This is a genomic window from Thalassobius sp. Cn5-15 (assembly GCF_022347685.1).
In the GTDB taxonomy this organism is placed as follows: domain Bacteria; phylum Pseudomonadota; class Alphaproteobacteria; order Rhodobacterales; family Rhodobacteraceae; genus Thalassobius.
In genome coordinates this window covers 1-14234 of the sequence record NZ_JAKRGF010000007.1, presented here as the reverse complement: position 1 = coordinate 14234, position 14234 = coordinate 1, and the positions used below count along the sequence as shown (strand labels likewise).

At 54.3% G+C, this 14234-nt stretch carries 9 protein-coding genes and 1 pseudogene; all 10 read left to right on the top strand.

The genetic code is table 11. The annotated features are described in order from the left end of the window. Nucleotides 1-157: 157 nt before the first annotated feature. Nucleotides 158-2179: an ATP-binding protein gene (locus MHM86_RS14240; protein ID WP_239200729.1), complete on the top strand. Its 2022-nt coding sequence runs from the start codon at nucleotides 158-160 to the stop codon at nucleotides 2177-2179. 57 nt (nucleotides 2180-2236) lie between these two features. Continuing rightward, the gene (locus tag MHM86_RS14235) at nucleotides 2237-2740 is read left to right on the top strand and encodes a BRO family protein (protein WP_239200727.1); all 504 of its coding nucleotides are present in this window, start codon (nucleotides 2237-2239) and stop codon (nucleotides 2738-2740) included. 112 nt (nucleotides 2741-2852) lie between these two features. Next, nucleotides 2853-3563, top strand: coding sequence for a DUF3102 domain-containing protein (locus tag MHM86_RS14230; protein ID WP_239200725.1), 711 nt, complete (start codon nucleotides 2853-2855; stop codon nucleotides 3561-3563). Nucleotides 3564-5033: 1470 nt separating this feature from the next. Then, complete coding sequence (locus MHM86_RS14225) at nucleotides 5034-6377, top strand: hypothetical protein (RefSeq protein WP_239200723.1); 1344 nt, start codon at nucleotides 5034-5036, stop codon at nucleotides 6375-6377. Nucleotides 6378-6450: 73 nt separating this feature from the next. Then, a complete protein-coding gene (locus MHM86_RS14220) occupies nucleotides 6451-6840 on the top strand; it encodes a hypothetical protein (RefSeq protein WP_239200721.1) in 390 nt (129 codons plus the stop codon). Between the two features lie 117 nt (nucleotides 6841-6957). Continuing rightward, nucleotides 6958-10800, top strand: a complete 3843-nt coding sequence (locus MHM86_RS14215; RefSeq protein WP_239200719.1) for a hypothetical protein — start codon at nucleotides 6958-6960, stop codon at nucleotides 10798-10800. A gap of 306 nt (nucleotides 10801-11106) precedes the next feature. After that, the gene (locus tag MHM86_RS14210) at nucleotides 11107-11256 is read left to right on the top strand and encodes a hypothetical protein (RefSeq protein WP_239200717.1); all 150 of its coding nucleotides are present in this window, start codon (nucleotides 11107-11109) and stop codon (nucleotides 11254-11256) included. A gap of 312 nt (nucleotides 11257-11568) precedes the next feature. Then, complete coding sequence (locus MHM86_RS14205) at nucleotides 11569-12777, top strand: site-specific integrase (protein ID WP_239200715.1); 1209 nt, start codon at nucleotides 11569-11571, stop codon at nucleotides 12775-12777. 782 nt (nucleotides 12778-13559) lie between these two features. Beyond that, a complete protein-coding gene (locus MHM86_RS14200) occupies nucleotides 13560-13754 on the top strand; it encodes a hypothetical protein (protein WP_239200713.1) in 195 nt (64 codons plus the stop codon). 39 nt (nucleotides 13755-13793) lie between these two features. After that, nucleotides 13794-14234: pseudogene (locus tag MHM86_RS14195) on the top strand (transposase); the annotation flags it as partial.

Sequence of the window (14234 nt, the reverse complement as noted above, 5' to 3'; positions counted from 1 at the left end):
TACATGTGGTTGCGGCATAACGGCTGCTTTTCTCTTTGAAAAGTCCGGTGGGACTTACTCATGGCTCAACTTAAGGTATTGAGGAGGTTGCCCTGTTTGCAATCAGATGTTTAGAGTGGCGCAGATACAAGAGCGAGATTTGAGGACGTAAAATTTAATGTCGGATAAACATTTTCGTATGCAGGTGGCAAAAGACCACCTGAAGAAGCTAGCGAGTGCAGACGCCATTAAAGCTTTGTCCGAACTCATTTGGAACTCAGTTGATGCCGATGCCATGCGCGTGGATGTTGAAATTGAGAGCAACGATTTTGGCATGCAGTCTATTACCATCCGAGACAATGGACATGGAATATCACATGAGGAGACCGAGCAACTTTTCGGCAGCATTGGTGGTTCATGGAAGCACCACGGTAGCCGCTCCAAAGGCAAGAAACGCATTTTGCATGGCAAAGAAGGCAAAGGACGCCTTAAGGCTCTCGCATTGGGAAGGTCTGCGGTGTGGACTGTCAGATACCGTGACCATAGCGGGACAGGTAACTTGCTCGGATACAAAATCTTCCTTTTGCGGGACGACTTGGTAGACGTTCGAGTCACAGAGCCAGAAGAAGTTGAAGCTGCGCTTGGGACTGGCGTAGAAGTCGTAATCTCTGAATTGGATAAAAGTTACCGTTCCCTTCAACCAGAGCACTCAGTTCAGTCGCTTTCGGAAGTCTTTGCATTTTATCTGACAGACTACAAAGAAGTCTCGATCTACGTTGAGGGTAACAAGCTAGACCCGAGCAACGCCATCGCAGAGAAGGTCCGTTTCACACTGGACCCAATAATTGATGGCGAAGGCGATGATGCGAAGTCCCACCCTGTCACTCTCGATTTGATAGAATGGAAGTCTTCGCAAGATCGCTGGTTTTTCTTGTGCGGGGAACACGGGTTCCCTTTCCAACGAGTTAAGCCGCGCTTTCATGCGTCTGGGCACAAGTTCTCAGCTTATTTGAGGTCTAGCTTCATTGACACACTTCAGGAGCGAGGTGTCCTCGAAATCGCTGAGATGGCTGCCCCTATACTATCCGAAGCAGAAGATGCGGCTGTTGAAGTGATTAAGCGGCATTTTGAAAACAAGGATGCCGAAATCGCCTTAAACGAGATAGCGCAATGGAAAAAGGAAGAGGTGTACCCTTACCGGATCGAACCTAAAACTTCAGTAGAGGTGGCTGAACGTCAGGTTTTCGATATTGTTGCGTTGAATGTTCACAAGCTTATCCCTGACTTCAATGAGCAAAGCTCAAAGAGTCGCGCATTTCAGATGCGAATGCTGCGACAGGCTGTCGAAAAAGGGCCGGATGAGCTCCAGCACATCTTGACTGAGGTTTTGGACCTTCCGCAAAATACGCAAAAGGAAATGTCCAAGCTGCTTAAGGAAGCTGACTTAGCCAACGTCATTACGGCCTCGCGTCTCGTGGCTGATCGCTTGAAGTTTGTTCACGGCTTGGAGGCGCTAATATTTGGGGCTGAGAGCAAAAACCTTCTGAAAGAACGCAGCCAGCTTCATCGCATTATTGCCGAAGACAATACTTGGATTTTTGGCGAAGAATTTAACCTCACTGTGGATGATCAATCCCTTACCGAGGTACTCCGAAAGCACAAGGAAATTATCGGAGCGGATACCAAAATTGACGAACCCGTAAAGCGCATTGATCACAAGAAAGGTATTGTGGATTTGATGCTGTCGCGTGCTGTGCCACAGAGCCGTGCTGATCAACGTGAACATCTGGTGGTCGAATTAAAGCGCCCCAAATGTAAGATAGGCTCAGACGAAATAACTCAGGTTGAAAAATACGCCTTCGCCATTGCCAATGATGAACGCTTCAGATCGGTTAACACCGTATGGAATTTTTGGGTAATATCGAATGACCTAGACGGCTATGCAAAAGTGAAGACCCGTCAGAAAGATACGCCTGCGGGCCGTGTGTTTATCTCGGATGATGGCAATGTTCAGGTATGGGTCAAAAGCTGGGCTGAGGTAATTCAATCCTGCAAAGCACGGCTGCATTTCGTGCAAGAACAGCTACAGGCTAATGTCGATAAGGAAACAGCTTTGCAGTATCTTAAAAAGACATACGATAAGTACCTTGTCGGAGTGGCTGAAGAGTACGCTAACGCTGAAGAAAGTGAACAAGCCTGAGAATTGGGGGCCGTTTCTGGCTGCATGCGCCTCTGAGGTACCACTTCAAGGAACATCATGAAAAACCTTAACACCGCCCCAGCGGGCGATACCGCTGTGTCCACCTTCAACTTTAGCGGCTTCGATCTGCGCTGTTTTGACAGCGAGGGGGAACCTTGGTTCTTCGTACCCGAAATCTGCCGCGTCCTTGGCATGACCCTGATTTCAGGAACAACACAGTGGACGAAAAGCCTCTCTGCCAACGAGAAACACCACATAACCAAGAAAGAGCACCCTGACTTTTTCTCAGGGTCCTGTTGGCACGCAATTCTGGTCTCCGAAAGCGGCCTTTACAGGATGGTCATGCGGTCCAACAAACCGGAAGCCAAAGAGTTCCAAGATTGGGTGACCCGCGATGTTCTCCCAGCCATCCGCAAGGACGGCGGCTATGTCGAGAATGAAGAGAAGGTGGCGACAGGGGAAATGGATGAGGACGAACTTATCCACAGAAAAATTCCAGTTAGCGGGGGACTAGGAATCCCATTCCATTTGTTAGTTTTCAATGACTTAAGGTATTTTTAAGTCACTCCATGTCACCAACCCAAAATTCATGAAAATTCGTTTAAAAATAATTACTTGAAGGCGTTCACGCGCCTCCCTAAGTGCCCCTTCACAACAACCACAAGGGGCAACCATGAACCACGCCACAGCCGTTTCCGAGACCAAGCAACCCTTCCCGCTGCATGCCAATAATGTGGCTCTTACGGAGACTGCGCGGCTTGCCGTGCCGGTGAACTCCAAGCACCGCGAAGTGCAGCGCCTAGGGCGCACCGCTAAGGAAATCGCTGCGGAGATCGGTGAAGAACTGATCAAGGTGAAAGCTGGGCTGAAGCATGGGGAGTTCATGCCTTGGGTCAAAGCTGAATGCAGCTTCGGTCGCCAGACGGCGCAGGACTGCATTGCGGTGGCTAAGGCAAAATACCAGCACGCCGGTAATTGCGACCGCTGCGACAGTATCCGCGACGTGCTGACCCTAGGGAAGACCCCCAAGCCCCCCCCGCAGCAAACCCGTGCAGCTACCCTTAACGACCTCCGTAAGGTGGAACGTTTGCGGGCGCTTAGAGACGACCCTAGCGCGTCTGAAGGGGAACGTGAGAATGCCCAAAGGAAGCTGAACGAGATCGAGAAAGAGATTGGTAAGGTAGAGCCTTGCGTGGCTGAGGCCAAACAGAAGGTGGTCCACACCGATCTAGCAAAACAGGCAGTGGAAATTGTTATGTCCGGTGTCTTTGAAAACCCCACGGCGTTGGACCTCATCCAGTACGCCCTAATGCAAACCTACGGGGACGATGAGGGGCGCTTAAAGCGTCTTGTCGATGTCCTGAAGTCCTACAAAGCAAACTGAAGAGCAGCATGATACAGCCAGACAAAGAATATGGTGTCGTAGCTGACCCAAAGACCCGTGAATATGTGCGTTGGGTTCGGGTTGAGGGTGAGGCGATGCCCTACTTCGCCATTCGCGATTGCTACCAATACATGGGAATTAAGCGCGTAGACGTGCCCAGAGGCTCCCGAATAAGAGCGCGGGCGCGGGGAACAAAGCTCAATACATTCTGGAAAGAAGATTACGCCCGCAGTGGGACCGAACTCATCATGGGAATACGGGCAAGCCATGTTCGCTTCCTAGGTAACGCTCTTAAGTCTGAGAGCGCAATGAGCATTTCAGGAGGCATGGAGCGCCTCTGTTACTTCTTGATCAAACACCACCCTCTCCTGCTGCTGGATACCGCTTTTATTTCACCGCAAAAATCTGACAGCCAGAGATATATATAGAGGCACGCGCTTCCCCCCATAGGCCCCCTAGGGCGATTTACACCAGCGGTCACCGCCATTCTCAAGGTTTAGGCAGTTCATGTTGAATGGCGGTCTGTTGGCCCCGTGGCGGCCTGAATGTGTGCTTCTTGTGTGTGCGATGTGTGTTGATCTGGCGCGACCACACCAGCGAAGTAGCGCAAAGGCCTAATGACAAAGGGCGGGGAAGCTCTCCGTTTGGTCCCCATGAACTGCACCACACCACGAAACTGAGGGATTGAGATAGGCTAGATCGGCGTAATCGTGGCCGCACTTCCTTTGCGGTCTCTGGTCTGTGGTGGGGAGGCCCAACGGCGGTGCCCCTCGAATAACCCACTCTATAGATTGTTCAACAACCGACCACCTCAATCGTCTTCGTCAGAAATCAACGCGCCAGAGTGAAGGGGCGCAATCTATACTTTTCCCCAAACTGTAACACATCATGCGACGGCGCTTGCCGCCTCGGGAAGACCCAGTTCCCCGCAGTCATACCCCTAGCCCACCTTAAGGCGCCCCTTATGGAAGTCTTCGACTGTCCGTGACCACGATCATGGCGACCCACCTTGATATGCACATGTTAAGTTGCCCCCTCACACGACCTTAAGGCCAACTCCTCTTTCATGGGTCTCCCAAGGCGAAGCCAATCTCAAGGTGCCCTTACTGGCCTGCCTTAAAGTGTTCCCAGATACTCTGGCGTACCAGTAGGTGCAGCCTCATGGTTGTTCTTGTGCGAGGTGATGAAGTCTTCCGCGCACTTCTAGGGCAACCCAACACAACTCCTTATTGGGAACCTTAACGGGCACCTTCCAATGGTTTCATGTGAACAGTGCAGCGTCAGCAAGAACCAATATTCTTTAAGGGAGCGATGAATTTTTCCATTTAAATACAATGCCCTAAATACCTCATGACGGAGCTTTTCCGTCACTCTCCGTCACCCCCTGAAAATCACACCAACAGACCACCCGACAGCGCCCCGAAAAGGAGCGTTTCCATTTGGCGTGCCTGAACCAAGGATGCTTAGCACATGAACAAGATCACCTTCGTTGACCGCCCATGCGGCACAGGAAAGACCACCGAACTCATCAAGGAGTTGTCGCTATGGGATGGCCGTAAAGACCTGCCCGTTATCGTGGTTACACCTCGGCTCTCAGAGGTGGCGCGTATCATCTCTGGCGCACCAAGTGCCAACATCGCTCAACCAGAAGCCAACGGAGACAACACCAAACTTGCTGACATCGAACGCTTGCTTGACGCAGGCCGCAATATCGCCTGCACGCATGCGCTCTTTGTGAAGCTCCGAGAGTTGGCACAAAGGGGGAAAATTTCGCGCCACCGCATGGTTATTGATGAGTGCCCCACTCCAATTGAACTCGCCCCACCAATCTCCAAGAAGGAGTTCACAGCGGAAATTGAGACACAGGGCCTCGCTCATGTGGATGACACAACGGGGTTGGTCACACCTACCGACCGTTGGATGGAGCGTGCCGCGATGGGGACCCAAAAATCCTATTCCCAGCTATATGTGCTTGCTGCTTTGGGACGGCTGTTGGTCACCGACGACAGGGAACTGTTGATGATGGCAATCCCTATCGAGTTGTTGCAGGCACCGGCGTCCCTGAAAATCCTGACATACCTCTCCAAGGGCAGCCTTATCGCGGCCTATTTGGACAAGCTGGGGGTCGGCTATGAGGTCGAAAAGTGGTCGGGGGAACAAGAATGGCTCAAGCGCCAAAAGAAACTGATCACGGTAGAGAGCTTCGATTTGCCGATGGTAGAAACGAAGACCAATCAGCATGCTTCCAAGCGCAAGCCGATGAAGTTGTCCTTCACAGGGCAGACCAAGAAGGCATCTGCAAGTGCCCATAAGGCGTTGGCTAGCAAACTCATGAACATGCAGAAACGCGGTCCACTGAAAGGTGTATCCAAGGAAAACGTCATGGTCACCTCTGCGGGGGGCATGTGGTTTCGCGATGGGACAAGCGAAGGACGCCGCACCAAGTGTGGTCCGTTCAGTCATAACACCGGCTTGCTTGGGAAGTGGGCCTTTGACCCCGACAAGGCGACGTGGGCTGTCAAAGGAGGCTGGACTTGGGTTTCCAACCTGACCCGTGGCGTGAATGACCACATCCATTGCAGTCATGCCGTTTACCTCTTCGACCAACACCCAAACCCGATTATCTGCAAGTTCCTCGGAAAGAACGCCAGAGAATGGGGCAGAGAGTTTGCGCTGACTGAGTTCGTGCAATGGCTTTACCGCAGTCAGGTGCGCTTGGATAAGCCGGTAACGGTCTACATCCCTGACGCTCGTATGAGAGCAATCGTCACCGATTGGCTCAGCGAAGACGAAGAAGCCCACATCATCGACTGAGGCGTCGGGCCACTGGTCTGCGCCGCCAGCGCATATCTAGCGCCACATACTTTACATAGGAAAAGGAACATGAATGCCAAATGGACCCCAAAATAACGCTCACGCAGCCACAGAGGAATATGAGCGCGACCCTTTAAGAGGCCAGCGCAGGGCCTTACGCGCGGCCAATGCTATGGAACTGCGCGAAGAGATACTCAAAGATGTTCCGCGCGACGAATTGGTTGCGGCGCTGGGCGGCGGGCAAGCAGCCGAAGAAGAACTTGCCACATTCACTGGACAGTTCCGCGTCATTCGTGTGCGCTCTGACCTCCTAGCGTTAGCCAACGTCCTGAAGGCTCGACACAAAGCGAACGTCGGGCGTGACATTGGCCTCGCCTCAGTGCTTTCAATCTGCACTCTCTACGGCTTCCGTGGTGCAATGATGCTGCCACAGTTCCGAAAGCCGCGAACAGACCAAGGCTAACCTTCGCACAGCCTTCCACCCCCTCGAAAATAACAACGCCGAACCAACGGAACCTTCCGGTGGCGCTTTCGCACGCCTTGGTTCGGCATCCACTTCCCCAAATTCAGGTATCTACAAATGAACAACGTAACGACCCCAGACGCAATTCTGGGTCTTGTGCGCGGTGCTGAGACATCGCGTGGCTATGACGACTATTCCAAGTACGCCACCCTAACACCCCCTAAGCCCATCTCTCAAATGACCGTTAACGAGGTCCAACGGTGGCAACGTCAGGCAATCAAAGCTGGCTCTAAGTCCGTCGCTGTGGGTGGCTACCAGATTATCTCTGACACCATGAACGGTGTGGTGGATGCGATGGGTCTGACAGGCGACGAACTCTTTGACGCTGCCCTTCAGGACCGCATGGGCACGCACCTTATGGCCCGCCATGGTTACAACGATTGGGCTGCCGGAAAGATCACCGACAAGCAGTTCGCTAACAACCTCTCTAAGGTATGGGCGGGATTGCCTATGGTGTCCGGCAAACGCGCTGGACGCAGCTACTATGACGGCGACGGTCTGAACAAATCCACGGTCACCACAGGCACCGTTATGGAGGCACTTCAGGCCGCCCGTACAGGCTCACCTTTCGAGTTCCGTAAGGGTAGCGCTGAAGGTGGCTCTGGGGTGCGCCCTCAAGGTGAATATGAAGCGACCCTTGCTGACATCTCCCCGATGGGCAACTCCGAAGAACGTGCGATCAAGGCCGTTGAGGGAACCCCTTTGGCGGCCTTCCGGTCCAAGGCACAGGACAGGGAAATGGCAGAACTGGCGCAGATTGAGCGCCCGACCTTCTGGGAAGCTACGAAGATGGCTGCGAACGAGGAGTGGATTGGCCTTAATGTCGCCAGTCAGCTGGGCCGTCCCGAGTTCACGCCTGACCCTGAGTTCCGGCTGTCCGACGACCTCTGGAAAGAAGTCACCGATGGCTTGGACGATGCCTACCACTCGGGCCTTCATACGGCGACCTCAGAGGCGCACCTAAGGGCACTTTCAGCGCAGATGCAGGGTGAACAGCGAGTTGACCGTGAACTGGGGAGCCTCGGCTGGGGCGGTGTCGGGCTTCGCCTTGGCGCTGCAATCCTAGACCCCGTGGCCATCGCCGCGTCTGCGGTGACTGAGGGCGTGGCTGCCCCTGTGATCTACGGGGCCAAGGTAGGCCGCGTGGGCCGTGCATTGCGTGCAGGAACCGCCGCAGGGGCCACCAACGCTGCTCTGGATGGTTACCTTGCAACGCAGGACCAAACGATGAGTTGGGACGACGTGGCCATCTCAGCCGCCGCAGGGTTCGTCTTAGGGGGCACCCTAGGCAGTCTTCGTGGGCGCACACCTGAGGACAAGGCGATGGCCGCTGCCTTGCAGATCGCTGAAGGTGACAACATCCAACGGGCACTCTCTAAGGGCCGCCCTGATGGCTCTGTAGGGGCCGCACGGGTTCCCCAAGAGGAAACCTTATCGGCAGCCGAACAGGTGGCCCGTGACAGTTCTGGGTCTGCATCCACCGCTATGGCTGGTCTTCGTATCGACCGTTCGGCTGTCCTTAAGTCCTCTGAGAGTGGCATCATGCGCCGCCTTGGTGCTGGCCTTGTAGAGGATGGTGTGGGCAATGCCGATGGCAGCGTTAACCGCTTCTCTGTATCTGAGAGTGTTGCGCGTGAAGAGCGTGTCCGCGCAGGTCGCTTCTATCGCAGCTACAACAAGGCATATAGCGGTTGGCTCAAGGACCAAGACAAGCGGCTGTTCTGGCAGCATGGCGTCAATGAACGTGCAGAGTTCAACCGTCAGGTGGCCCAAGCGGTGCGCCGTGAAATTGATGCTAACGGGAACCCTCACGTCAATGCGGTGGCCTCCCAGATGAAGAAGGAGTTCGCGGACCTTCTCCAGTTTGGTAAGCAATACGGCATCCGTGGCTTCGACCAGGTGAAGGCCAACCACAACTACATGGTCCGTCGCCATCGCATCGACCGCTTGGATCAAATCGTGGAAGAGTTCGGCGGCGGTGCCGTCAACAAGTTGGTGGCTGACAGTATCCGTAAGGCAAACCGGAAGTGGCGTAATGCCAACCAAGGGCGGGCCTCAACGGTGGATGAAATTGATTATGAGGACAGCCTTAAGATGGCTGAAGCCTACATCAAGAGCATTCGTTCGCGCCGCTACGGTGAGTTCAACCTGAACCGTGCCTTGGCCGGTCAGGACGTAGAGACCCTGCGCCTGATGTTGGGCGACGCGGGTATGTCCGCTGAGGAGGTCACCCGTATTGTGGACAAGGTGCGCCTTGACATGGACAGCGGGGACAAAGGCCGCATCGCATCGGCCAAGTGGCGTCTTGATCTGGATGAGACCCACCGTTCCAAGATGTATCCGCTGAATGGAGGTGAACCCCGTGAAGTTGGCATCGAAGATTTCCTTGAGAATGACGCGGAACAACTCTTCGGTCAGTACGTCCGTTCGGTCACCGCTGCGGGGCACATGGAGGAGTTCCTTAAGGAGTTCCGCGTAAGGGACGCTGAGGGGAACCTTCCGACCCATGCGCCATCCTTCGAGACTGTCAAAGGCTACATCGCTAAGGAAGCCCAAGAGAAAGGCATGTCCAACCGCAAGGTTGCCAAGGAGATGCGTGTCCTTGATCACACCTACAAGTTGATTAACGGCATCCCTATCGAGGCACCTTCGGGGTTCCGCGAAGCCCAACGTATGCTGCGTGACTATAACTTCTCCCGTATCGGGGGCCAGTTGGGTGTCGCTCAGTTGGCTGAGGTGGGCAACGTGGCATCCAACGGCGGCTTGCGGGTCTTGTCCCAGAACCTACCGGCTCTCCGTCGTATCTTCGCTGACGCAAAGACGGGCGAGTTCTCCGACGATTTCCTTAACGAGATTGAGGCGATCTGGGGCTTCGGGACCGATCTGGAACGCATGAACATGTCCGCTATGTTCGATGAAGCAGGGGCCGTAGAGGTGGCCTCTGGCCGCCAGAAACTCGACCACTTCCTTCAGCGCAGCAAGAGGGTCACCGTTGTGGGGTCCGGTATGGGGCACGTTAACATGGTCCTACAGCGCCTTAACGCCCGCGTTCTGGTGCAACGCTTTATGGACGACGCAGCGGGTGTACGTGACATCAACAGTCGGCGTCTACGTGCGATGGGCGTCAGCGATGAGATGCACAGCCGCATCCAAGACCAAATGCGAAGGTATGTCGATCAAAGCAAAGGGATGCTGGGAAAGAAGGTGAGCCGCATCAACATCCACAAGTGGGATGATGTGGACGCCAAGAACGCCTTCATCAATGGCGTTGATCGCTGGGCCAAGAAGTCCATCCAAGAGAACGACATCGGCAACATGCCTGACTTCATGAGCTATGAACTCGGGAAGACCATTGGGCAGTTCCGTTCGTTCATGATGGCGGCATATGTGAAACAGACCCTTTCGGGTATCCATCAAAGGGACTGGGAAGCGTTCTCTGCGTTCATGACTTCGATGTTCTTTGGCGGGCTGTTCTACGTGGGCCAAACGCATATCAACTCGTTCGGTCGAGATGATCGCGTAGAGTTCCTTGAGGATAGGCTATCGGCGGACAGTATCGCCAAAGCTTCGTTCCAGCGTTCGGCATTCTCCTCTGTGGTTCCGGTTGGGGTAGATGCTTTGCTGGAAGCTGTTGGCCTTGAGCCTGTGTTTGACTTCCGTTCGTCGGGCTTGAAAGGAGGTGGAGGCCCCGTAGGTGCGCTTATGGGGAACCCTACGGTTGACCTTCTCGACGGTGCCTTTGCCGCTAGCGGGGGTCTTATCGGTTCTGTGGTCGATGGGGACCTCCCCTCAGACAGAGAGGTTGTCGCGGCTACCAAGGTGGTAATTTTCCAGAACCTATTTGGTGTCCGAAATATCATCTCGGCAGTATCTGGCACCTTCCCTGAACAGCACTTCTAACCGCTACGTTGATGACAACATCGGGTGTCCCCCTATTTGGGGGGCATCCATTTTACTGCGAAGTTGACCTAGGCTGATGCAGTAGAAACTAAGGTGTGGTGCTAGTGTTTGCCTTGGGACTGGGTGAGCGGTTCAGAGGCGGGTGAGATCAGTGGTTTTTCCGATGACTGAGTAACGACGCACATGCTCTTTCGATATTGTATCCACCTAATGGAATGCCCCTTAAGTGGTTGTTTTATATGGATTGACTGCGATTCCAAAGATTCCTATTCGGTGTTCAGACACTAACGAATAAGGAAAATGATGATGCAACTCTTCTCTCTGACCGTAGGGCGGCTGGACGTGTTTGTGCAGACCGCTAAGGGTGCCAAGCAATTTGGTTTCAGCGAATGGGCCCCCCAAGACAAAGTGTTAGAAATGCCGTGGTGTACTGTGTGCATTTCGCTTCTTGATTAAGCGTCGGTGATGTAAGCGATACGCTGCTTTGGAAACGCTTCAAAAGCGCACACACATTCTTAGGACTATCGCACACACAATCGCCAACTTTCACGGCGGACTTGATCATTAAGTAGCTGTAATTAAATAAAAAAACAAACCGCGACGACAAGTTTGATATTGTGTGGGGGCACCAGTATTGCTTTTCAAACATCATCAGACGCACTCACGCCCCAGTAAAAAAAGGGGTTTGACGCCATACCCCCTTTTTCCGCTGCGTCGTTTTCTGCTACCGATGTGTATACAAAACGTAACACAGAACCTAGGTGGATCATGGCAAGACTAACGCAGAAGAACATCGCGAAGATCACCAAAGAGGGACTGACCTCAGATGATTCTTGCACCGGCCTCTATCTACGCTTTGCCCCGCCAAACTCCCGCACTTGGGTTCTGCGCACCCGCGTCGCCGGAAAGGTGAAGAACATTGGGCTAGGCTCGACCAGCCTAGTGACGCTGGCAGAAGCGCGTGAACAAGCCCATGCCTTGCGCAAGATCGCACGTACCGGTGGCGATCCGCTCGCCCAGCGCCGCGCGGAACGAGAAGCCCTGACGTTTGAGGAAGCCGCCCGCCGATGCCATGAGGCGCGCAAGGCAAGCTGGAAGTCCGAGAAAACCGCCCGCGTCTGGATGCAGCGTCTTACAAGGTACGCTTTCCCCGTGATCGGCGCAGAGAGGATCGACGCTTTGGCTTCGGGCGACGTCTTGAAGGTGTTGACTCCGATCTGGCACGACAAGCGGGAGACGGCGCGCAAGGTCCGCGAGTATATGCGCACCGTGTTTGATTGGGCTATCTCCAATAACCACTATTCAGACGCCAACCCTGTTGACGCCACGTCAGGCGGCCTGACCTCAGACCGGCAGGAAGTTCAGTCGCTGGAGTCGATGCCTTGGCAAGAGGTGCCCGCGCTCATGACGCAATTGCACGGTGTTGAGACAGTCAGCGCCCGCCTACTCGAATTCACCATCCTGACCGGCTCAAGATCTACCCCAGTGCGACATATGCGCTGGGCGGACATTGACCTTGATTCCGAAGGTGGTGCGCTGTGGATCGCACCTTCTGAGCATATGAAGAGCCGCAAAGACTTCCGTGTGCCATTGCCGCCCGAAGCTATTGCGATCCTCGACCGCGTTAGAGGGCTGGACGCCTTGCTGGTGTTTCCCTCACCCGTTGCCAAAAAAGGCTCACGCGACGCACGGCCCTTGTCCGACGCGACGGCGCGAAAGCTGCTACAAAAGGATCTGGGGCATACTGGCGTCACGGTCCACGGTTTCCGCACATCCTTGCGCACATGGATTCAGGAACGGCAGCCGCAAGTATCTCATGAGGTGGCAGAAACCATGATCGCACATGCCACAGGCTCAAGGGTCTCCCGTGCATATGCGCGATCCGACCTGCTCGATCAGCGCCGCCCTGTAGCGGAGGCTTGGGCACGGTATGTGACAGGCAAGAGCGCCGATGTGGTTGAGTTGGTGCGGGCATGACAGCTAGGCGAAGGCTTGGCGACAGCACACTAATTGACGACTTGTGAGGATGCCCGACTTCGGCGTTGCATCATACAAGCGCCTGCCCCATTCTTAGTTTCATGACGCCCTTTGGGTAGCAGGGGCACAAGTCACTAACCAAACAGACTCTTCAAGGGGCAGATTGACGCCCGCGCCGAAAGTAAGTCGCTACTCACAGGCAAGGTCGCATATTTGAAGGACTCTGAATGGCTAACCTTGCCGTCCCCCATTACCTGACGCGCCGCCAAGTAGCACATCTGCTTTCTATCAGCCTCCCCACGCTAGACCGGCGCGTTCTATCCGGCGACTTGCCAGCTCCAAAGCGCGTATTGGGACTGCTGCGCTACCAAACCTCAGATCTGATCGACGCAGGATTGCTTGACCCTTCTGTCTTGGCTCTTGGTGACGCTGCCTAGGGACGCCTGACTGCGCGGCGTGGGCTGCGCCAAAGGTGGCTGCAGGATCGCCGTGTCAGCTTTTTTTTTGCGACCTGCCCCTTGTGACGCCCACCCTGCAACTCCACGTTGACGGCAACAAACGACCGGCAATGCGCTGGGCGTCCTCCCCCTCACTCAAGATCAGAAAGGTTGATTTTAAAAGGAAAAAGGCGACCCGAAGGACCGCCCTAACCTGCAACAGCGTGTTACCAGCACCTGTTGTCTGCCTCGGTCATACAGCTAATAGACCTGAAGCGTTGCCCAACAAAGTAAGCGTTTCAGAGCATATTAGCAAGTGATTTTGCAGACAAATCACAGCTTAATATGAACATTCCCAACACTCCCCCGACGACACCTACCCACCCGCCCGACATTTCCGGCGGGGACATCCCTGTTGGCAAGATCTTTGCCACAGATGACGCACATGTAGAAGCGTTCGCCGCTGCAGAAGCCGCTGCCCAGCGCCGCGCGGGCCTGACCGATCTGGAAACGAAACGCTTTCTGAGCCTCCCCAACTGAACTGGTCCGCCCCTATGTTTAGGAAACGGAGGACCAAGAATGGCAAACAAGCGACCGAAGCCGGAAGAGATAGTTTCGAAGTTACGGCAAGTTGAGGTGTTGATGGGGCAAGGCATGTCTCGTCTTGATGCGATCAGACAGATCGGTGTTGTTGAACAAACCTATTACCGCTGGCGAAAGAAGTACGGTGGAATGGGCATAGATCAATTGAAAGAACTGAAGCGGCTTCAGAAGGAAAATGAGCGGCTCAGAAGAGCTGTATCGGATTTGACGTTGGACAAATTGATCCTGAAGGAAGCGGCTCGGGGAAACTTCTGAGCCCCGCTCGTCGCCGGGCCTGCATTGATCACGTACGCAGCCAGTTCAAAGTGTCGGAGCGCCGAGCCTGCCGAGTACTGGAACAACATCGCTCGACACAAAGGCATGTTCCTCAAGGTCGCGCAGATGAAGATAGGCTGATGGCCGATATGATCGAACTGG

Coding starts and splice junctions, on each gene's coding strand:
- MHM86_RS14240 (WP_239200729.1), top strand. CDS start 158: ATGTCGGATAAACATTTTCGTATGCAGGTGGCAAAAGACCACCTGAAG.
- MHM86_RS14235 (WP_239200727.1), top strand. CDS start 2,237: ATGAAAAACCTTAACACCGCCCCAGCGGGCGATACCGCTGTGTCCACC.
- MHM86_RS14230 (WP_239200725.1), top strand. CDS start 2,853: ATGAACCACGCCACAGCCGTTTCCGAGACCAAGCAACCCTTCCCGCTG.
- MHM86_RS14225 (WP_239200723.1), top strand. CDS start 5,034: ATGAACAAGATCACCTTCGTTGACCGCCCATGCGGCACAGGAAAGACC.
- MHM86_RS14220 (WP_239200721.1), top strand. CDS start 6,451: ATGCCAAATGGACCCCAAAATAACGCTCACGCAGCCACAGAGGAATAT.
- MHM86_RS14215 (WP_239200719.1), top strand. CDS start 6,958: ATGAACAACGTAACGACCCCAGACGCAATTCTGGGTCTTGTGCGCGGT.
- MHM86_RS14210 (WP_239200717.1), top strand. CDS start 11,107: ATGCAACTCTTCTCTCTGACCGTAGGGCGGCTGGACGTGTTTGTGCAG.
- MHM86_RS14205 (WP_239200715.1), top strand. CDS start 11,569: ATGGCAAGACTAACGCAGAAGAACATCGCGAAGATCACCAAAGAGGGA.
- MHM86_RS14200 (WP_239200713.1), top strand. CDS start 13,560: ATGAACATTCCCAACACTCCCCCGACGACACCTACCCACCCGCCCGAC.